Annotated in this window: 20 protein-coding genes; 11 read left to right on the plus strand and 9 right to left on the minus strand. The window is 66.1% G+C overall.

Annotated elements, in window-relative coordinates; genetic code table 11:
• Nucleotides 1-3: 3 nt before the first annotated feature.
• Nucleotides 4-765: a hypothetical protein gene (locus tag ACZYYX_RS29140; protein ID WP_463818317.1), complete on the minus strand. Its 762-nt coding sequence runs from the start codon at nt 763-765 to the stop codon at nt 4-6.
• Nucleotides 765-1,412: a SatD family protein gene (locus tag ACZYYX_RS29145; RefSeq protein ID WP_463818318.1), complete on the minus strand. Its 648-nt coding sequence runs from the start codon at nt 1,410-1,412 to the stop codon at nt 765-767. Before ACZYYX_RS29145 ends, ACZYYX_RS29140 begins: the two co-directional genes overlap by 1 nt.
• An 81-nt stretch (nt 1,413-1,493) precedes the next feature.
• Here ACZYYX_RS29145 and ACZYYX_RS29150 point away from each other — a divergent pair, with 81 nt between their 5' ends.
• Nucleotides 1,494-2,936 (plus strand): HNH endonuclease signature motif containing protein, encoded by a 1,443-nt coding sequence (locus tag ACZYYX_RS29150; RefSeq protein WP_463818319.1) that lies wholly within the window; start codon nt 1,494-1,496, stop codon nt 2,934-2,936.
• 59 nt (nt 2,937-2,995) lie between these two features.
• Here the strand turns inward: ACZYYX_RS29150 and ipdC are convergent, their stop codons facing one another.
• From ipdC to echA20, 4 genes are all read right to left on the minus strand, one after another.
• Nucleotides 2,996-4,066 carry a (3aS,4S,5R,7aS)-5-hydroxy-7a-methyl-1-oxo-octahydro-1H-indene-4-carboxyl-CoA dehydrogenase gene (ipdC, locus tag ACZYYX_RS29155; protein ID WP_463818320.1) on the minus strand — a complete coding sequence of 357 codons (1,071 nt, stop codon included), beginning with the start codon at nt 4,064-4,066 and terminating at the stop codon, nt 2,996-2,998.
• A complete protein-coding gene (ipdB, locus tag ACZYYX_RS29160) occupies nt 4,063-4,809 on the minus strand; it encodes a cholesterol ring-cleaving hydrolase subunit IpdB (protein ID WP_463818321.1) in 747 nt (248 codons plus the stop codon). Before ipdB ends, ipdC begins: the two co-directional genes overlap by 4 nt.
• Entirely contained in the window at nt 4,806-5,687 is an 882-nt protein-coding gene (ipdA, locus tag ACZYYX_RS29165) for a cholesterol ring-cleaving hydrolase subunit IpdA (protein ID WP_463818322.1), read from the minus strand. Before ipdA ends, ipdB begins: the two co-directional genes overlap by 4 nt.
• Before the next feature lie 72 nt (nt 5,688-5,759).
• Nucleotides 5,760-6,515, minus strand: coding sequence for a (7aS)-7a-methyl-1,5-dioxo-2,3,5,6,7,7a-hexahydro-1H-indene-carboxyl-CoA hydrolase (gene echA20, locus ACZYYX_RS29170; protein ID WP_463818323.1), 756 nt, complete (start codon nt 6,513-6,515; stop codon nt 5,760-5,762).
• Between the two features lie 54 nt (nt 6,516-6,569).
• On the opposite strand from echA20, the gene ACZYYX_RS29175 reads away from it, so the two are divergent.
• Both ACZYYX_RS29175 and ACZYYX_RS29180 read left to right on the plus strand, forming a co-directional pair.
• Nucleotides 6,570-7,352 carry an SDR family oxidoreductase gene (locus tag ACZYYX_RS29175; RefSeq protein WP_463818324.1) on the plus strand — a complete coding sequence of 261 codons (783 nt, stop codon included), beginning with the start codon at nt 6,570-6,572 and terminating at the stop codon, nt 7,350-7,352.
• 14 nt (nt 7,353-7,366) lie between these two features.
• Entirely contained in the window at nt 7,367-8,272 is a 906-nt protein-coding gene (locus ACZYYX_RS29180; RefSeq protein ID WP_463818325.1) for an SDR family oxidoreductase, read from the plus strand.
• Between the two features lies 1 nt (nt 8,273).
• Here ACZYYX_RS29180 and ACZYYX_RS29185 read toward each other — a convergent pair whose 3' ends face one another.
• Genes ACZYYX_RS29185 through ACZYYX_RS29195 form a run of 3 tightly spaced genes read right to left on the minus strand, consistent with a single transcriptional unit; the run spans nt 8,274 to nt 10,312 of the window.
• Entirely contained in the window at nt 8,274-8,753 is a 480-nt protein-coding gene (locus tag ACZYYX_RS29185; RefSeq protein WP_463818326.1) for a nitroreductase family deazaflavin-dependent oxidoreductase, read from the minus strand.
• 9 nt (nt 8,754-8,762) lie between these two features.
• Nucleotides 8,763-9,149, minus strand: coding sequence for a DUF8021 domain-containing protein (locus ACZYYX_RS29190; protein ID WP_463818327.1), 387 nt, complete (start codon nt 9,147-9,149; stop codon nt 8,763-8,765).
• On the minus strand, nt 9,149-10,312 hold the full coding sequence (locus ACZYYX_RS29195) for a steroid 3-ketoacyl-CoA thiolase (protein WP_463818328.1): 1,164 nt from the start codon (nt 10,310-10,312) through the stop codon (nt 9,149-9,151). Before ACZYYX_RS29195 ends, ACZYYX_RS29190 begins: the two co-directional genes overlap by 1 nt.
• A gap of 121 nt (nt 10,313-10,433) precedes the next feature.
• Between ACZYYX_RS29195 and ACZYYX_RS29200 the strand changes: the two genes are divergently transcribed.
• From ACZYYX_RS29200 to ACZYYX_RS29235, 8 genes are all read left to right on the plus strand, one after another.
• The gene (locus ACZYYX_RS29200) at nt 10,434-11,696 is read left to right on the plus strand and encodes a cytochrome P450 (protein ID WP_463818329.1); all 1,263 of its coding nucleotides are present in this window, start codon (nt 10,434-10,436) and stop codon (nt 11,694-11,696) included.
• Between the two features lie 26 nt (nt 11,697-11,722).
• Entirely contained in the window at nt 11,723-12,724 is a 1,002-nt protein-coding gene (locus ACZYYX_RS29205) for an acyl-CoA dehydrogenase family protein (protein WP_463818330.1), read from the plus strand.
• Complete coding sequence (gene fadE29 / locus ACZYYX_RS29210) at nt 12,725-13,888, plus strand: acyl-CoA dehydrogenase FadE29 (RefSeq protein WP_463818331.1); 1,164 nt, start codon at nt 12,725-12,727, stop codon at nt 13,886-13,888.
• Nucleotides 13,885-14,835 (plus strand): bifunctional MaoC family dehydratase N-terminal/OB-fold nucleic acid binding domain-containing protein, encoded by a 951-nt coding sequence (locus tag ACZYYX_RS29215; RefSeq protein ID WP_463818332.1) that lies wholly within the window; start codon nt 13,885-13,887, stop codon nt 14,833-14,835. Before fadE29 ends, ACZYYX_RS29215 begins: the two co-directional genes overlap by 4 nt.
• A complete protein-coding gene (locus tag ACZYYX_RS29220) occupies nt 14,832-15,245 on the plus strand; it encodes a MaoC family dehydratase (protein WP_463818333.1) in 414 nt (137 codons plus the stop codon). The genes ACZYYX_RS29215 and ACZYYX_RS29220 overlap by 4 nt, the downstream gene beginning before the upstream one ends.
• 8 nt (nt 15,246-15,253) lie before the next feature.
• Complete coding sequence (locus tag ACZYYX_RS29225) at nt 15,254-16,408, plus strand: lipid-transfer protein (RefSeq protein WP_463818366.1); 1,155 nt, start codon at nt 15,254-15,256, stop codon at nt 16,406-16,408.
• A gap of 400 nt (nt 16,409-16,808) precedes the next feature.
• A complete protein-coding gene (locus ACZYYX_RS29230) occupies nt 16,809-17,672 on the plus strand; it encodes a LuxR C-terminal-related transcriptional regulator (RefSeq protein WP_463818334.1) in 864 nt (287 codons plus the stop codon).
• Between the two features lie 475 nt (nt 17,673-18,147).
• Nucleotides 18,148-18,978 carry a LuxR C-terminal-related transcriptional regulator gene (locus tag ACZYYX_RS29235; protein ID WP_463818335.1) on the plus strand — a complete coding sequence of 277 codons (831 nt, stop codon included), beginning with the start codon at nt 18,148-18,150 and terminating at the stop codon, nt 18,976-18,978.
• Nucleotides 18,979-19,041: the final 63 nt, after the last annotated feature.

Here is a 19,041-nt window from a genome sequence, read left to right on the forward strand (position 1 = left end):
GGTTCAGATCGCCGTCAGGGCCAGGCCGGCCAGTGCGATCAACCAGCTCGCGAAGCTGCCGACCAAGAAGTACTCGGTCACCTCATCGATGCCGGAACCGATGCCGGAACCGATATCCGTGTCGCCGGTTCCTGCGGATTCCTTGCGCGCGGCGCTGAGTTCGGGGAAGCGGATGATGCCCTTGGCCGCGATGACCGCCGAGGCGGCGCCGAACTGGCCGCCGAGCGCCAGCCCGACGATCAGCAGCCGCTCCATCGGGCCCAGCAACCGGCCGCCCTTGAGGCGGTCGGACGGTTGGGGCTCGCCGGCCGGGCGGACCGCACCGACCGCGCCGAGGACGAGCCGCACCAGCTGGTTCGCGGTGACCAGCTGCAGCAGGACGACCCCGACGATCATCAGCGCCCGGCCCGGGTCGACCTCGGCCAGGCCGATCCACGGCAGCCACCACCCGATCGGACCGGCCACCGGGGACGCCCAGCCGCTGAACACGACGATCAGTACGGCGCCCGCGCCGAACACCGTGAGGGCACGACCGTGCCGCGTCCCGGTGTGCTCGGCGGCGTCGCCGAGGATCACCCAGACGACGGAGACTGCTGCGGCGGCGACGAGGAGGACGACGTCGCCGAGGTGCCAGAGCCCGGCCAAGGCGGCGCTGCCGAGCACGGCGACCGGACCAGCGACCAGTGCCGGCCACCGGTGTGCGCTGAGCTTGCGGCAGATGTCGGCGACGCCGACGGCGATGAGGAACACCGCCAGCGCGCCCATCACAGCTCCCGTAGTTCGGTGGCGGCCGCGAGGAGCAGATCGAGCCCGGCCCGGCCGGCACGCTGGGACACCGCCGAGGCGCTGATGCCCTCCGCCATCGCCAGCTCCTTCTTGGTTCGTCCTGCGCGCATCCCGGCGAGTATTCGCAGAGAGCGTTCGTCAAGCGATCCAAGCAGATGGTCCCGACACATCAGGGCGGCATTGATGGCGCGCGGTTCGGCACCGTCGCCGGTGTCGTTTCGGAATGCGGTGCGCACGTACGTCATTCCTGGTTGCTGCTGGGTGGCCGCGGTCCATTCGATGGCTGCGCGCGCAGCCCACCAGCCCGGTCCGTCCTGGATCCCGGAGTTTTCGTCGAGGGTGGTGACGTCGCCCCAGCCGAGTCCGAACCGGATGTCGACGTCCGGTGCCAGCGTCAGCCGCAGCGTGAGTGCGGCGTCGATCGCGAGCCCGACGGTGGGATACGCGCCCTGGAATTCGTCGCCCACCGTGAGGGCGGGTGCATCGACGGCGCCCTCGGCCACGGTGGCCAGCGCCGCGGTGACACGGCGGTGCAGACCGCGCCGGTCGGCGAACGTACGGGAGCTCACGACGTCACCGATGAGCGTCGCACGGGGCACTGAAGCCTGTAGCTTCACTTCATCCATATGAAGACTATAGCTTCATTCTTGCGATATGAAGCTGTCAGCTTTCGCCACAATCGCATAGCGAGGTTTGTCGGTGGTCGAATGTATGTTCGAAGTATGTCGGGGGTGCGGGAGGCGGTGGCGGTCTTGCGGGCCGCTGTCGACGGCGTGCTCGCTGCCGATCTGGACCTCGCGACGGCTGCGGAGCTCACGGAGCTACTCGACGAGGTGGAATCGGCGGGCTGCCGGTTGCCGGCGGCCCGGCATCGGGCGTTGGCGCGGCTGCAGGTGGAGACCACCCCGCATGCGATGGGGGCGAAGAACTGGAAAGACGTGCTGGCGATCCGCTGGCGCATCAGCGGCCCAGAAGCGCATCGCCGGTTGACCGAGGCCGCGCTGCTCGGGCCGCGGGTGTCGCTGACCGGAGAGCCGTTGCCGCCGGTGTTGCCCGCGACGGCGGCGGCCCAAGCTTCGGGTCGGATCACGCCCGAGCATGTGGAGATCACCCGTAAAGCGGTGGACAAGCTGCCCGGGTTCGTCGACACGGTCACGCGCGAGCAGTTCGAGGCCGATGTCGTGCGCATCGCGGTCGGTGCCGGCCCCAAGGCCACTCAGGATGCCGCGGATCTGGAGTTGTTTCTGCTCGATCAGGACGGCCCCGAACCCGACGACACCGAACGGGTCCGCAAACGCTCGCTCACGAAATCTCGGCAGGGTTGCGACGGCATGACGGCGTGGTGGGCGGATCTGACGCCGGAGGCGGCCGCGGTGTGGGAGGCGATCTTCGCCAGATACGCCGCCCCCGGGATGTGCAACCCCGACGATGACGAACCCTGTATCTCGGGGACGCCGACGCAGGCCCAGATCGACAACGATCACCGCAGCCTCGCCCAACGCCAACACGACGCGCTGCTCGTGGTGGGGCGGATCGCGTTGATGAGCGGGGAGGTGGGTCAGCTCAACGGGTTACCGGTGGCGGTGATCGTGCGCACCACCCTGCAAGACCTCGAATCGAGGGCCGGGATCGGGGTGACCGGTGGTGGGACCCGGCTGCCGATCAAAGACGTGATTCGGATGGGCGCGCACGCGAGCCACTATTTGGCGGTGTTCGACCGGGCCACCGGCTCCGCGCTGGACCTGTTCCGCACGCGGCGGGTGGCGTCGGTGGCGCAGCGGGTCATGTTGATCGCGCGTGAGGGTGGCTGCACCAAACCGGGCTGCCGTGTCGGCGCCTACGGATGTCAGGTCCACCACGTCACCGCCGATTGGGCTGCGGGTGGGCTGACCAACATCGACGACCTCGGCCTGGCCTGCCCACCTGACAACCGCTCCGTTGGCCCCGGCGGCTGGAGCACCGCGATGAACACCCGCCACGAGGTGGAATGGACCCCACCACCGGAGCTGGACACCGGACAAGCCCGGGTCAACACCCACCACACCCCCGAACGACTCCTCCGCCCACCCGAGGACGACGAGCCCACCCAAGCGTCGGCCGACGCCGCAGAACCCGGCGGACCCGCACCACCCGACAACCAAGTCGCCTGAGGGCCGCGAATGGATGATCGCCGCGTCCGGAATGGACTGTGCTCGCGACCGGATGCCACTTACTGCGTGATGCAGCCGGTGGCCTTCTCCAAGTGCTCGATCGCCTCGGCGACGATCGCAGGAACCAGTTCCGCGCAGGACGGTAGGTCGTCGATGATCCCGGTGACCTGTCCGGAGGCGAGCACACCCGCGTCGGTGTTGCCCTCCACCAGCCCGGCTTTCAGCAACATCGGGGTGTTGGCGGCCATCACCACCTGGGCCCACGTCAGGTCCTTGCCGTGCCGCATCGCCATGCCGTCACGCAGCATCGACCGCCACGTCATGCCACTCATCTTCTTGAACTTCTGCGCGTTGCCCACCGCGGCAGCCAGACCACGCACCGGTGACCCGCTCTCCAGTTTCTCCACCAGCCCCGTGCGCAACACGCGGTGCGGCATGCCGTCGACCCGGGTGGAGACCACTGTTCCGTCGAGCGCGGTGTGCAGATAGCGCTGCTTGACGGCGTCCGGCACGGTCGAATCGGTGGTGAGCAGGAACCGGGTGCCCATGGCGACCCCCGCCGCGCCATAGGACAGCGCGGCTGCCAGGCCCCTGCCGTCGAAGAAACCGCCCGCGGCGATGACGGGCATCCCCGTGTCGGCGACCGCATCGAGCACGGAAGGCAGGAGCAGGGTCGTGGCGATCGGACCGGTGTGGCCACCACCCTCGCCGCCCTGCACGATCACTGCGTCGGCACCCCAGGCCGCTACCTTCTTCGCGTGCTTTGCCAACCCGACCGACGGAATCACCACGACACCTGCATCTTTGAGCTTGGCGATGAGATCGGGTTTCGGAGCCAGGGCGAAGGAGGCGACTTTGACTCCTTCGCTGATCAGGAGGTCGACGCGGTCGTTCGCGTCGCCGGCGTCGGCTCGGATGTTGATGCCGAACGGTTTGTCGGTGGAGGCCTTGACCTTGGCCACCGCGGTCTTGAGCTCGTCGAGGGTCATCGTCGCCGAAGCGAGAATGCCCAGCCCGCCGGCATTCGAGGTGGCCGCCACCAGGCGCGCACCCGCAACCCAGCCCATCCCGGTCTGCACGACCGGATGCTCGATGCCGACCAGCTCCGTCAGGGGAGTCTGCAGCTTCACTTGACTTCCTTGTCACGCAACGACTTCGGGTCGATCACCTCGCGCAGGATCCGCAGCTCGTCGGCGGTCGGCAGTCGCGTCGTGTCGGCATCATCGAGTCCGTGCACCTCGAACGAGGTGTTCTCGGTGACCTGCTCGGGTTCGATGCCCGGATGCAGAGACACGGCCCGCATCTGGTGGTCGGGTCCGTTGAAGTCGAAGACGCCGAGGTTGGTGATCACCCGGAAGACGTTGACGAATCGATAGGCGGGGTTGTCGGGATCTACTTTGTCCCAGCCGATTCCGGAGACGATGTCCACGGATTCGCCGAACACCCGTGTCGAGTGGTTGCCGACCCAGTAGCTGGTGGCGTGGTTGATCGTGTTGCCCGGCGCGCCGCGCACGCCGAACATCTGCCGCTTGGGGTGCTGCAGCGGTCCGAAGGCCGACAGGTTCTGATTGCCGTAGCGATCGATCTGGTTGGCGCCCATCACGACGTGGCGACGGCCCCATGACAGCGTCTCGAACACCCGGCCGAACGGCATCCAGCCTTCGATGGTGGCGGCCGCTCCGATTGCGGGTGTGTCGGAGATCAGCCGCGCTTCGCCGTCGGTGAGCAGGATGTCGGGGGAGAACGTCAGACGAGCGAGCCGTGCGCCGATCGAGACGATCGTGGTCATCGGGCTGACCATGATCTCGCCGGCGTCGCGGAACAATTCGGCGCACGCGACGGCGCACACCTCTGCGCGGGTTGCCGAGATCACTGGACCGCCTCCTGGAACTTGCGCACCGCTGCCTGATAGTCGGATTCACTTCCGGACAGATACGTGTCGACGAACGCAGACCACGTCTCGTCGGAGCCTGCCGCCTCGGCGTAGTGCCGCTGGAACTTCTCGTCGCGGCGGTAATCGGGCTCGGCGGTGGTGAAGTGCGCTCCGTTCGGCGCCTCGACGACGCTGTCGACCATCATTCGGTTGATCAGCAGCGCCTGCGGTGGAACGGATTTGACGAGCTCGTCGGTCGGCACCACTTTCTCCACCGACAGGAACCGGCGCTGTGCCGACATCAGGAAGAGATCGTCGAAGTACGGGTCGATACCGGTGTAGGCCGCATTGCCCTGTGCGTCACCGACATTCATGTGCACGAACGCGGCGTCCAGGTTCAGCGCGGGCATCGCGACGAGTTCCTCGTAACCCCCGCCCGGGGCCGGATACGGCGACTTCACGGTCTTGAGTTCGTCGCCCCAGAACGCGCGCACATCGCTGCCCAGCCCGGCGCGGATCGGCAGGAACGGCAGCCGCTGGGCGGCGGCCTGCAGGCCGCAGCGGAGCATGCCCTCGTCCATCTCCCTCGCCTCGATCGCACCGGAGGTGCGAGCCTTGGCGAACCACGGGTCGTAGAAGGGCGGGGAGTCCAGGGACACGAAGCCGTAGTAGGCCCGCGTGACCTTGCCCGCCGAGCAGAGTAGGCCCAGATCTGGTCCGCCGTAGGTGACGACGGTCAGATCGGTGACGTCGGTGCGCAGCAGCGCGCGCACGAAAGCCATCGGCTTGCGCCGCGAACCCCAGCCGCCGATGCCGATCGTCATACCGCTCTCGACGGACGAGACGGCGTCATCGAGTGACGTTCTCTTGTCTGACACTATTCCCCCGCTCGCTTCGCTCGTGCCCGCCGAATCACTATTTCCCCGCTCGCTTCGCGCGTGCCCGCCGCATCACTTCGACCCCTTCTCCGTGCCCGCGAACGCATCCCGATGTTCGTCGGAGACGCCGGCGAGGTTGAGCTCGAAGGTGAAGCCTTGCTCCATCCGGTAGCGGGCGGTGACCGGTTGCACGTCGATGAAGTTGAGTGCTTCCTTGGCCGCGCGGATCACCCGGGTGTCCTTGGACGCGATGTCACGCGCTACCCGCAGGGCCGACTCGTCGAGGTCGGCACGCGGCACGACCTCGTGCACGGAGCCGAAGTGGTGCAGCGTGTTCGCGTCGACTGTTGCCGCGGTGAAGAAGAGACGACGCATCATGTGTTGGGGCACAAGGCGAGACAGGTGGGTCGCGGCGCCGAGTGCGCCGCGCTCGACCTCGGGCAGCCCGAACTTCGCGTCGTCGGAGGCGACGATGACGTCGGCGTTGCCGACCAATCCGATGCCTCCGCCGACGCAGAAGCCGTTGACTGCGGCGATGACCGGAACCGCGCATTCGTAGACAGCCCGAAACGCCTCGTAGCAACCACGATTGGCGTCGATCAGCGCGGTGAAGCCTTCGGTGTTCTGCATCTCCTTGATGTCGACGCCGGCGTTGAAGCCGCGTCCCTCGGCCCGAAGGATCACCACGTGCGTGGTCTGGTCACGCCCGGCGGCGGTGATCGCGTCGGCGAGTTCGAACCAGCCGCGCGACGGAATCGCGTTGACGGGTGGGTAGTCGACGGTGACCGAGACGATCCCCGGCTCCACCGTCGCGGTGGTGATCGGCATGCGCAACTCCTGGGGTGGCTACCTAAGCAAGCACTTGCTTGGTACGCTAGCACAGTGACCGACGCATCCGACAGCGCCATCAGCCTTGCTCTCAGCGGCCGCGTGGTGCTGGTGACCGGTGGTGTGCGCGGTGTCGGGGCCGGCATCAGCACGGTGTTCGCCGATCAGGGTGCCACCGTTGTCACGTGCGCTCGCCGTCCCGTCGACGGGTCACCGTTCGAGTTCCGCGCCTGCGACATCCGCGACGACGGTGCGGTGGCCGCGCTGATCGCCGGCATCGTCGCCGATCACGGCCGGCTCGACGTCGCGGTCAACAACGCCGGCGGATCGCCGTATGTGCCTGCCGCCGAGGCCTCTGCCACGTTCAGCCGCAAGATCGTGGAGCTCAACCTGCTCGGTGCACTCTCGGTTGCCAGTCATGCCAACACCGTGATGCAGCAGCAGGATTCGGGTGGAGTGATCGTGAACATCTCCAGCGTCAGTGGGCGTCGGCCCACACCGGGAACCGTCGCCTACGGCGCGGCCAAAGCGGGGATCGAGAACATGACCGCCACGCTCGCGGTCGAGTGGGCGCCCAAGGTGCGGGTGAACTCCGTGGTGGTCGGAATGGTCGAGACCGAGCAGGCCGAACTCTTCTACGGAGATGCCGATTCGATCGCCGCGATCTCCCGCACCGTGCCCCTGGGCAGGCTCGCCCGACCGAGTGACGTGGGTTGGGCCACGGCGTTTCTCGCTTCGCCGGCAGCCTCCTACATCAGCGGGGCGTCGCTGGAGGTGCACGGTGGCGGGGAGCCGCCGCACTACCTGGCCACCACCACCGCCGACATCAAAAAGTAGAGGAGACAACGGGAATGGGACTGCTCGACGGCCGCGTGGTCATCGTGACGGGTGCGGGTGGCGGTATCGGCCGCGCGCACGCACTGGCTTTCGCCGCTGAGGGGGCCCGCGTCGTCGTCAACGACATCGGGGTCGGTCTCGACGGATCGCCGGCCGGGGGCGGCAGTGCCGCCCAGTCCGTCGTCGACGAGATCGTCTCTGCCGGAGGCGAAGCCGTGACCAGCGGTGCCAACGTCGCCGACTGGGCGCAGGCCGAGGGGTTGATCCAGACTGCTGTCGACGCGTTCGGTGGACTCGACGTCCTGGTGAACAACGCCGGCATCGTGCGCGACAGGATGTTCGCCAACACCAGCGAAGAAGAGTTCGACGCGGTCACCGCGGTGCATCTGAAGGGCCACTTCGCCACCATGAAGCACGCGGCCGCGTACTGGCGCGCCAAGTCGAAGGCGGGCGACGCCGTGGACGCCCGCATCGTCAACACCAGTTCGGGGGCGGGCCTGCAGGGCAGCGTCGGACAGGCCAACTACAGCGCGGCGAAGGCCGGGATCGCGGCACTCACGCTCGTGGCCGCCGCCGAGATGGGGCGCTACGGCGTGTCCGTCAACGCGATCGCGCCGTCAGCGCGCACCCGGATGACCGAGACGGTGTTCGCGGACATGATGTCCACGCAGGGTCGGGATTTCGATGCGATGGCGCCAGAGAACATCTCGCCTCTGGTGGTGTGGCTGGGCAGCGTGGAATCCCGCGACGTCACCGGGAAGATGTTCGAGGTCGAAGGTGGCAAGATCCGCGTCGCCGAGGGATGGGCGCACGGACCGGAGATCGACAAGGGCGCCAAGTGGGACCCGGCCGAACTGGGCCCGGTGGTCGCCGATCTTCTCGGCAAGGCCCGCCCGGCGGTACCGGTGTACGGGGCCTGACTCAGGCCGGATCACAAATGACGATCGGAATCTTGCGATCGGTGTAGGAGCGGTAGTTCTGGAAGTCCGGATACATGGCGTCGAGCTTGGGCCAGTATTCGTCGCGTTCAGCGTCGGTGGCATCGCGGGCGACCAGTTGTAGGGTTTCCTTCTTGGTCTGGAAGGTGATCTCGGGATTGGCCCGGAGATTGAGGTACCACATCGGGTTGGTGGCTCGGCCGCCTTGTGAGGCGACGAGCACGATGCGACGGCCCTCCTGGAGAAACAGCAACGGACTGTCCCGGGCCTCGCCGGTTTTGCGGCCGATTGTGGTCAGGATGCCGACTTCGGCACCGCGCAAGAACTTGTTGCCGAGCCTGCCGCCTGACTTCTTGAACAGCCACGTATTGGCCTTCGACATCCATTTGATCGCGGTGCCGACCTTGGCCGAGTTGAGGCCTTCGATCTGCTTGGGACTCAGCGGGCGAGGCGGATTGGCCATGGATGCACCTTATCGCGACAGGAAGGGGCGGATCGAGGCGTTGATGTGGTGGATCTGCGCGCGACCCGCCGGGTCGTCAGCGGGGATGAGGAACGTCTCGTCGATGCGGGCGCCGACGCTGCGGCCGCCCAGCTTGGGTTTGGTCGAGAGCTCGAACTGCGCGCGCACCGTGTCGCCGTCGATCGTGAACTCCGGTGCGGAGACCTTCTCGATGACCCGGTACTGAAGACCTCGATTGAGGCTGCGGCGCAGATGATCTCCCGAGAAGCCGGTCTTGAGCCCGACCTCGACGCGGGTGCATCCGGGCGCAAACGGCACGTCGTCGGCGCGGTGGCTGGCCAGTGCGCTGATGTATGCCTGCGCCGCGGCGATGCGCTCGGCGTCGGGAACCGCCATCAGATGCGCTCGATGATGGTCCCGGTCGACAGCGCACCGCCGGCGCACATGGTGATCAGCGCCGTCGTCTTGTCGGTGCGCTCCAGCTCGTGCAGTGCGGTGGTGATGAGCCGGCTGCCGGTGCTGCCCACGGGATGCCCCAGCGCGATCGCTCCACCGCTGACGTTCACCGTGTCCATGTCGGGCTCGTGGACCCGGGCCCAGGACAGTACGACGGATGCGAACGCCTCGTTGATCTCGGTGATGTCGATGTCGCCCATCTTCATCCCGGCCTTTTCGAGCACCTTGGCGGTCGATTGCACCGGCCCGTCGAGGTGGTAGTACGGCTCGGCGCCGACCAAGGCCTGGCTGACGATCCGCGCCCGGGGCCGCAGGCCGTGTGCCTTCGCGACCTCTTCGTCCATCCAGAGCACCGCCGCCGCTCCGTCGGAGATCTGCGACGACGTGCCCGCCGTGTGAATACCGCCCTCCATCACCGGGTTCAGCGATGCCAGGGCCTCGAGCGTGGTGTCCCGCAGCCCCTGGTCGCGGGTGACTGGCGCCCTCTCGGCGGTGGGTTGCTTGTTCTCGTCGAGCACCGGAGCCTCGATCGGGCTGATCTCCCGGTCGAAACGTCCTTCGGCCCACGCCTGCTTGGCTTTGCGCTGGGAATCGAACCCGAAGCGGTCGATGTCCTCACGGGTGATGCCGCGGCGCTTGGCGATTCGCTCGGCCGCCTCGAACTGGTTGGGCATGTCGATGTCCCACGACTGCGCGCGGATCTTCGACCGGTCCGGTCCGGCGTTGGCCCCCAAGCCGACCCGGCTCATCGCCTCGACGCCGCACGCGACGCCCATGTCGATGGCCCCCGCCGCGATCAATCCGGCGATCAGGTGGTTGGCTTGCTGGCCGCTGCCGCACTGGCAGTCCACGGTGGTGGCGCCGACGTGCTCGGGCAGACCCGCGGTCAGCCACGCCACGCGGGTGATGTTGTTGGACTGTTCGCCGTATTGCGTGACGCAGCCGCCGATCACCTGTTCGATCCCGGCGGCGTCGATGCCGGCCTTGTCGACGAGCGCCTTCTGGACCGCGCCCAGCAGCTCGGTGGCGTGCAGCCCGGACAGCCAGCCGTTGCGCTTCCCGATGGGGCTTCGGGTGGCTTCGACGATCACAGGGTTACCCATGGCGTCAGGCTAGAACACGTTTCATTACTCTGACAAGCGGCGATGCCGCTGTGCCTTTTATCTGCGGTGGAGGCATGTTTTACTGGCACTAGAACACGTTGCAATTGAGGAGCGCTTCCCTATGCCAGGCCCGAACACCTGCCCGATCAGCCCCCACTTCGACTTCCTCGACGCGAGTCTCAATCTCGAGCGTCTACCCGTCGAGGAGTTGGCAGAACTCCGCAAGTCCGAGCCCGTCCACTGGGTCGACATCCCCGGCGGCACCGGCGGCTTCGGCGACAAAGGCTACTGGCTCGTCACCAAGCACGCCGACGTCAAGGAGGTGTCGAAGCGCAACGACATCTTCGGCAGCTCGCCCGACGGCGCGATCCCGACGTGGCCGGCGGACATGACGCGCGATGCGATCGACCTCCAGAAGGCTGTCCTGTTGAACATGGACGCGCCGCAGCACACCCGGCTTCGCAAGATCATCTCCCGTGGCTTCACCCCCCGGGCCATCGGACGCCTCGAGGAGGAACTGCGGGCGCGCGCCCAGAAGATCGCCGAGTCGGCCAAGGCCGAGGGCACCGGTGATTTCGTCGAGCAGGTGTCCTGCGAACTGCCGCTGCAGGCGATCGCCGAACTGCTCGGCGTCCCGCAGGACGACCGCGACAAGATCTTCCGCTGGTCGAACGAGATGACTGCAGGCGAAGATCCGGAGTACGCCGACGTCGACCCCGCGATGTCGTCGTTCGAACTCATCACCTATGCGATGAAGATGGCCGAGGAGCGGGCCAAGAACCCGACCGAGGACATCGTGACCAAGCTGATCCAGGCCGACTTCGACGGGGAGAAGCTCTCCGACGACGAGTTCGGGTTCTTCGTGGTGATGCTCGCGGTTGCGGGCAACGAGACCACCCGCAACTCGATCACCCACGGCATGATCGCGTTCTCGCAGAATCCCGATCAGTGGGAGCTCTACAAGAAGGAGCGCCCGGAGAGCGCCGCGGACGAGATCGTGCGCTGGGCCACCCCGGTGTCGGCGTTCCAGCGCACCGCGCTCGAAGACACCGAGCTGGGCGGAGTGAGCATCAAGAAGGGTGAGCGAGTGGTGATGTCCTACCGCTCGGCCAACTTCGACGAGGACGTGTTCACCGATCCGGATAGTTTCGACGTCATGCGCAACCCCAATCCGCACGTCGGTTTCGGCGGCACGGGCGCCCACTACTGCATTGGCGCCAACCTGGCGAAGATGACGATCAGCCTGATCTTCAACGCCGTGGCCGATCACATGCCGGATCTCCGGCCGATCGGTGAGCCCGAGCGGTTGAAGTCGGGCTGGCTCAACGGCATCAAGCACTGGCAGGTGGATTACAACGGGCAGGGCTGTCCGGTCAGTCACTGACGCATCGAGACTCGAGGAGGAGTCGGGTGGATTTCACTCCAGACGAGGGTCAGCAGGCTGTTGCCGACGTGGTGACGTCCGTGCTGGACCGCGACAACACATGGGACGCACTGGTTTCCGGAGGCGTTCTCGCGCTGGCCGCCCCCGAGCGCCTGGGTGGTGACGGCCTCGGCATCGCCGAGATCGCGACCGCCCTGACCGAGATCGGCAGGCACGGCACCATCAGTGCGGCGCCGGTCACGCTCGCTGCGGCCGCGGTGCTGCTCGATGTGGCGTCTACGGCGCAGCAGGATCGCTGTCTCGCCGGCCTGGCCAAGGGTTCGGTGCTCACCGTCGCCCTAAACGAGCCGGGTTCATCTCAGCCTGATCGACCAGCGACCACGTTGTCGGGAGGCGCGCTCAACGGCACCAAGCTCGCCGTCGGATACGCCGCCGAGGCCGAATGGTTGCTCGTCACCGCGGATTCGGGCGTCGTCGTGGTGCGTGGGGACGCCGACGGTGTCTCGACGACGAAGACGCCCTCGGCGGCCGGGGCCGACGAATACGTGGTGACGTTCCGCGACGTAGCGGTCGCCGACGACGACGTGCTGGCCGGTGCCGACGCGCACCGGGTGAACCAGGTTGTGCTGGCGTGCTTCGGTGCCTTCGCGGCGGGGCTGGTGGCCGGGGCCCTGCGGTTGACGGCGGATTACGTTGCCACGCGCGAGCAGTTCGGCCGGCCGCTCTCGACATTCCAGACCGTGGCGGCGCAGCTGTCCGAGGTGTACATCGCCTCCCGCACGATCTCGCTGGTGTCGACGTCGGTGGTGTGGCTGCTGTCCCAAGGCCTCGACGCCGATGACGACCTCGCGATCCTCGGGTACTGGCTGACGTCCCAGGCGCCGCCGGCGATGCGGCTGTGCCACCATCTGCACGGCGGGATGGGCATGGACATCACATATCCGATGGACCGCTATTTCTCCTCGATCAAGGACCTGACCCGCGTGCTCGGCGGCCCGACGCATCGTCTCGATCTGGTGGGAGCGTAAATGTACATCGAACTGACCCCTGAGCAGCGGGCACTGCAAGCCGAACTCCGCCAATACTTCTCAACGCTCATCACGCCCGAAGAAGCCGAGGCGATGACGTCGAACCGGCACAACGAGGCCTACCGCGCCGTCATCAAACGGATGGGTTCGGACGGCAAGCTCGGTGTCGGTTGGCCCAAGGAGTACGGCGGCCTGGGCTTCGGCCCGATCGAGCAGCAGATCTTCGTCAACGAGGCCAACCGCGCCGACGTCCCGCTGCCACTGGTCACGCTGCAGACCGTCGGCCCCACGCTGCAGGTGTACGGCACCGACGAGCAGAAGAAGAAGTTCCTGCCCGGAATCCTCTCCGGTGACATCCATTTCGCGATCGGCTATTCCGAGCCGGACGCGGGGACCGACCTGGCCTCACTGCGGACGACGGCAATCCGGCACGGCGACGAGTTCGTCGTGAATGGCCAGAAGATGTGGACCACCGGCGCGCACGATGCCGACTACATCTGGCTGGCGTGCCGCACCGATCCGGAAGCGGCCAAGCACAAGGGCATTTCGATCCTCATCGTCGACACCAAGGATCCCGGCTTCTCCTGGACGCCGATCATCCTGTCCGACGGAGCGCACCACACCAATGCGTCGTACTACAACGATGTACGGGTCCCCGCCGACATGCTCGTCGGCGAGGAGAACGGTGGCTGGAAGCTGATCACCACCCAGCTCAACCACGAGCGGGTCGGGCTCGGTCCGGCCGGCCGAGTCGCGGGCATCTACGACCAGGTGCATGCGTGGGCGTCCAAACCGGGTTCGGACGGGGTGACGCCGATCGAGCAAGCCGACGTGAAAAGGCTTCTGGGCCAGATCAAGACAATCTGGCGGGTGAATGAGTTACTGAACTGGCAGGTGGCTGCGTCGGGCGAGACCATCGCTATCGCCGACGCCGCGGCCACCAAGGTGTTCTCCACCGAGCGCATCCAGGATGTCGGTCGGCTCGCCGAGGAGATCGTCGGCCGCTACGGCAATCCCGCGGATCCGGAGACCGGTGAGCTGCTCGACTGGCTGGACAAGATGACCAAGCGGAACTTGGTCATCACGTTCGGCGGCGGGGTCAACGAGGTGATGCGTGAGCAGATCGCCGCCTCGGGGCTGAAGGTCCCGAGGGTTTCACGGTGAGCGATCTGCGCGCCGGTATCGACGAGATCACTGCCGCGGGCAGGAGCGAGCCGCGCCGCGGTCCCGATCCGGTGAACCTGCCGATGATCCACCACTGGGTGGATGCGATCGGTGACACGAATCCGATCTACGTCGACGAGGCCGCCGCCAAGGCCGCCGGCCATCCCGGCATCGTCGCGCCGCCGGCGATGATCCAGGTCTGGACGATGGGCGGGCTCGGTGTGGGTCGCTCCGATGATGATCCGCTGTCGAGGATGATGGCGCTCTTCGACGATGCCGGCTTCGTCGGCGTGGTCGCCACCAACTGCGAGCAGACCTATCACCGGTACCTGCGTCCGGGCGATGAGGTCGAGATACACGCCGAGATCACCGATGTGGTCGGACCCAAGCAGACCGCGCTGGGCGAGGGCTACTTCATCAACCAGCTGATCACCTGGACCGTCGGCGACGGCGAGAAGGTCGCCGAGATGAAGTGGCGCATCATGAAGTTCGCGCCGAGCAAGGCGGACGGCCCGGTGGTGCCCGAGGATCTGGACCCGGACAAACTGATGCGTCCGGCGTCATCGCGGGACACCAAATTCTTCTGGGACGGGGTGGTGGCCCACGAGTTGCGCATCCAGCGTCGTCCCGACGGCAGCCTGCAGCATCCGCCGGTGCCCGCGGTGTGGGCCGACAAGGACGAGCCGGTGGACTACCTCGTGGCCAGCGGCAACGGCTCCGTGTACAGCTACGTCGTCCACCACGCGCCCAAGGTGCCGGGGCGCACCCTGCCGTTCGTGATCGCGCTCGTGGAACTGGAGGAGGGGGTCCGCATGCTCGGCGAGCTCCGGGGTGTCGATCCCGCCGATGTGAAGATCGGAATGCCTGTCACGGCAACCTATCTCGACTTCCCCGACAGCGACATCAGCCCCGCCTGGACCCTGTACGCATGGGAGCCGCGATCATGAGTGCACCGACCGTGCCGTCCTTCGAGGTGGGCACCACGCTGCCCGAGCTCGCCCTCTATGCAGACCCGACGTTCATCGTGTCCACAGCCATCGCCACCCGTGACTATCAGGACGTCCACCACGACCGGGACAAAGCGCAGGCCAAGGGTTCCAAGGACATCTTCGTCAACATCCTCACCGATACCGGGCTGGTGCAGCGCTATCTCACCGACTGGGCCGGTCCCACCGCGGTGATCAGATCGATCTCGCTGCGTCTCGGTGTGCCGTGGTACGCCTACGACACGGTCACGTTCCGCGGTGAGGTGACCGCCGTCGACGGCGATCTCGTCACCGCCAAGGTCACGGGCAGCAACAGTCTGGGACATCACGTGATCGCCACGGCCACATTGTCGTTCGGTGGTGCCCGGTGACCGGGGGACTGTCCGGCCGGGCGGCCATCGCCGGTATCGGCGCCACGGACTTCTCGAAGAACTCAGGGCGCAGCGAACTGCGTCTGGCGGCCGAGGCCGTGCTCGACGCGCTCGACGACGCGGGGTTGGCACCGTCGGACGTCGACGGTCTGGTGACGTTCACGATGGACTCCAACCTGGAGACCGCCGTGGCGCGCGCCACCGGTATCGGCGAGCTCAGCTTCTTCAGCCAGATCGGCTACGGAGGTGGAGCGGCGGCCGCGACCGTGCAGCAGGCCGCGCTCGCGGTGGCCACCGGTGTCGCCGAGGTCGTCGTCGCCTACCGCGCGTTCAACGAACGCTCGGAGTTCCGCTTCGGTCAGGTGTCGACGGGTCTGACGGCCAACGCGGACTCTCGTGGGGTCGAGTACAGCTGGTCCTATCCGCACGGGTTGAGCACCCCTGCCGCATCCGTGGCCATGATCGCGCAGCGTTATATGCACGAATATGGCGCCACGAGTAGTGATTTCGGGGCCATCTCGGTGGCCGATCGTAAGCACGCCGCCACCAATCCCAAGGCGCACTTCTACGGTAAGCCGATCACCATAGAGGATCATCAGAACTCCCGGTGGATCGCCGAACCGCTGCGCCTGCTGGATTGCTGCCAGGAGACCGACGGCGGCGTCGCGATCGTGGTCACCACACCCGAGAGGGCGAAAGGCCTGAAGCACCGGCCCGCCGTCATCGAGGCTGCCGCACAGGCCGCCGGCGCCGACCAGTTCACGATGTACTCCTACTATCGCGACGAACTCGGACTGCCCGAGATGGGGCTCGTCGGTAGGCAACTCTGGCAGCAGTCGGGGTTGAATCCGGCCGACATCCAGACGGCCATCCTGTACGACCACTTCACCCCGTACACGCTGATCCAGCTCGAGGAACTGGGCTTCTGCGGTAAGGGTGAGGCGAAGGACTTCATCGCTGGCGGCGCGATCGAGATCGGCGGCAGGTTGCCGATCAACACCCACGGCGGTCAGCTGGGGGAGGCCTACATCCACGGAATGAACGGCATCGCCGAGGGTGTGCGCCAGCTCCGCGGCACCTCCGTCAATCAGGTTCCTGACGTCGAACACGTCCTGGTGACCGCGGGTACCGGCGTCCCGACCTCGGGACTGATTCTCGGCTGACGTTTCCAGCAAATTTATGACGCGAAAGTGACAGATCCCGGAGCTTTCAGGCGTGCATCATCGTCCGAGGACAGCGCGCACGTTGCGGTGATTTCGTTGTCCGATTTGCGCACTGCCGTCATCGCGCAGGTGCGGGGTCTCGTGGTCGCTAGGCCTACTAGCAGGCAAAACAGTCGGTGTTTGCGGAGGCGTCAACATATTGGGTGGTTGCCGACACAACTAGTAATCGGATTTCAAAAAATTCACACTTGACTGCAAATCTAGCAAACTTACATAATGTAGATGTCCGAGGCGCGGCGAAGGGGGGCGCTATGGCGTCAGGGGAGCATTCGGGTGAGGCCATGCGCTACGTGGCAGGGATTCGCGACGGACGAAAACGCGGGGCCCGACGATGACTCAGATGTGGGACTCGGTCGGCACTCCTGTACCAGCGGTTCGCGACAGATGGGGTGACCACAGTTCGCGCGATGACGCCCGCAGTGACGGCGAGATCGCGGCACTCCTCGACAGCGAAGGTGGACGGCAAGGCGTGTGCACGCCGAACTTTCCGTCGAGTCTGCCGATCACTGAGTCTGAACGGCGCCGAGCCCGCCTCGGCGGAGCCACTTCCGCCGACGGGGTACATCTGGAGTTGCCGGTCGAGGACATCCTGATCGTCGATGACTCCCGCCTCCAGCGCGAGAACCTCGCGACCATCCTTGCCGGCGACGCAGTGGCGCGGCCCGCCATGGCATGGAGTCTCGATTCACTGAGCGCAGCCCTGTCCAGACCGCCACGTATCGTTCTGCTCAATCTTCTGACATACCAGAGCATCTCACTGCTGCATTGCGTACGACAGCTGTGCCCGACAGCCAAAGTGATCGTCATAGGGATCGTCGATGAGGACGAGACCGATGTCATCGCGTGCGCAGAAGCCGGCGTCGCCGCTTACCATCTACGAAGCGAGTCCCTGGGTGAGCTGCGAAACCTGATCGCCAGGGTCGCATTTGGAGAGTCTGTGTGTTCGCCCCGGATCTCGGCGATCCTGCTCAGGTACCTGTCGACCGCGGCAACCGAGCGGCGGTCCGTTCCCGGTGATCCGGATCTGACCGCGCGCGAGATGCAGATCCTCCGGATGCTCGAGCAGGGTCTGTCCAACAAGGACATCGCCGACGAACTCTGCATCGCGGTGCACACGGTGAAAAACCACGTACACAGCGTCCTGGGGAAGCTCGGTGTCCGTACGCGCGCTGAAGCGGCGGCCTTCTGCCGGTCTCTGCGCTGACTACGTCACCTGTGGGATCTAGACCGGGTCCCGCGTGACAAATCGCTCCATCGATCCATGTACGCGGGCCCCGTCGCTGCCGATAGTTGACGTGCGGGGTGTGGGTTAGCGGATTTCGCTTAGCCCGATGCATCTGAGTATCGCCGACTCTTCCTCGCAGCTGCTGAGGGGAGGTGGCATGTCTGTTCGTCGGAACAACACGGCTTCGCATCGAGCTTCCCGCTTCACCACGCGCCCCGTTCGACGGTCCCACGACATCATCAGCAGCGATGGCAGCGATGCCATTCCAAGAACCGGTGCCGACCCCGGCGCCCGCTCAGTCGACCGCCCCCCCGTTCGGTCGACTCGTCGGGGTCGGCACCCTTCACGGCAGGAGCTGCGGCGCCAACGGCGCCGTCAGCGCCATTTGTGATTGCCGCGATGATGCTCGCACCGACGACCCATGCGCCTCCGAGGCCGATCGAGGAACCATGCAGTGCTGACTACGCCGACGGAAGTGACGTCGATTCGTTTGATGATCAACAAGATTGTGGGAAGCAATCGAAGCCGGACTCGATGGTCTGCGTCCGCGGCGGACGCGACGGCCCCCGTGGCCGAACGTGACTCGCGCGCAGCAGTCCTGGGCAAGGTGTTGATCGTCGATGACTGCGCGCTGTATCGCGAAGCATTGGCTTCGGCACTGAGATCGAACGGAATACCGCGCGTCCGCACTACCTGGGACCTGCCCTCCCTGATCGGTGCCCTGGAATCCGCTGCACCGCAGATGATTTTGCTGAACATGAGCGCCGACAAGGTACACACGTTCCTGCGGGCCGCTCGTAAATTGAGGCCAGAGGTCCCCGTGGTCGCGGTCGCGACTCCCGAAGACGACCCGAACATGATCTTCGCGTGTGCCGAGGCGGGAGTGGCGACCTACCACATGAAGGCTGATTCGTTGGCCGACCTCGTGGTGTTGATCCATCTCGTAGCGGAGGGACAAACGTGGTGCCCGCCGCAAATCGCAGCAACGCTCCTTCGAAGGGTGCCCACTGTCGCTGGTTCACGACGATCTGCAACCAAGGATTCAGGACTCACGGCGCGCGAGATCCAGGTCTTGCACATGCTGGAACTAGGCTGGTCGAACCAGGACATCGCGCGCGAATTGTCCATTGCGGTTCATACCGTGAAGAATCACGTGCACAACCTGCTGACAAAGCTGGGGGTCAACACCCGCGCCGAGGCTGCTGCGGCGTTCCACAGGCTGCGGGTGGACCATGGCGACCGTCGGGGGCCTGTATCCCGATCTAGTCAAAGTTGGCTCCGATGACCCATGTACGGCAGTTCTGACGACCCCGATAGTGGTTGGTGCCAGACGAGTTAGCTCTGCATC

The organism is Mycobacterium sp. IDUB_1 (genome assembly GCF_055419625.1).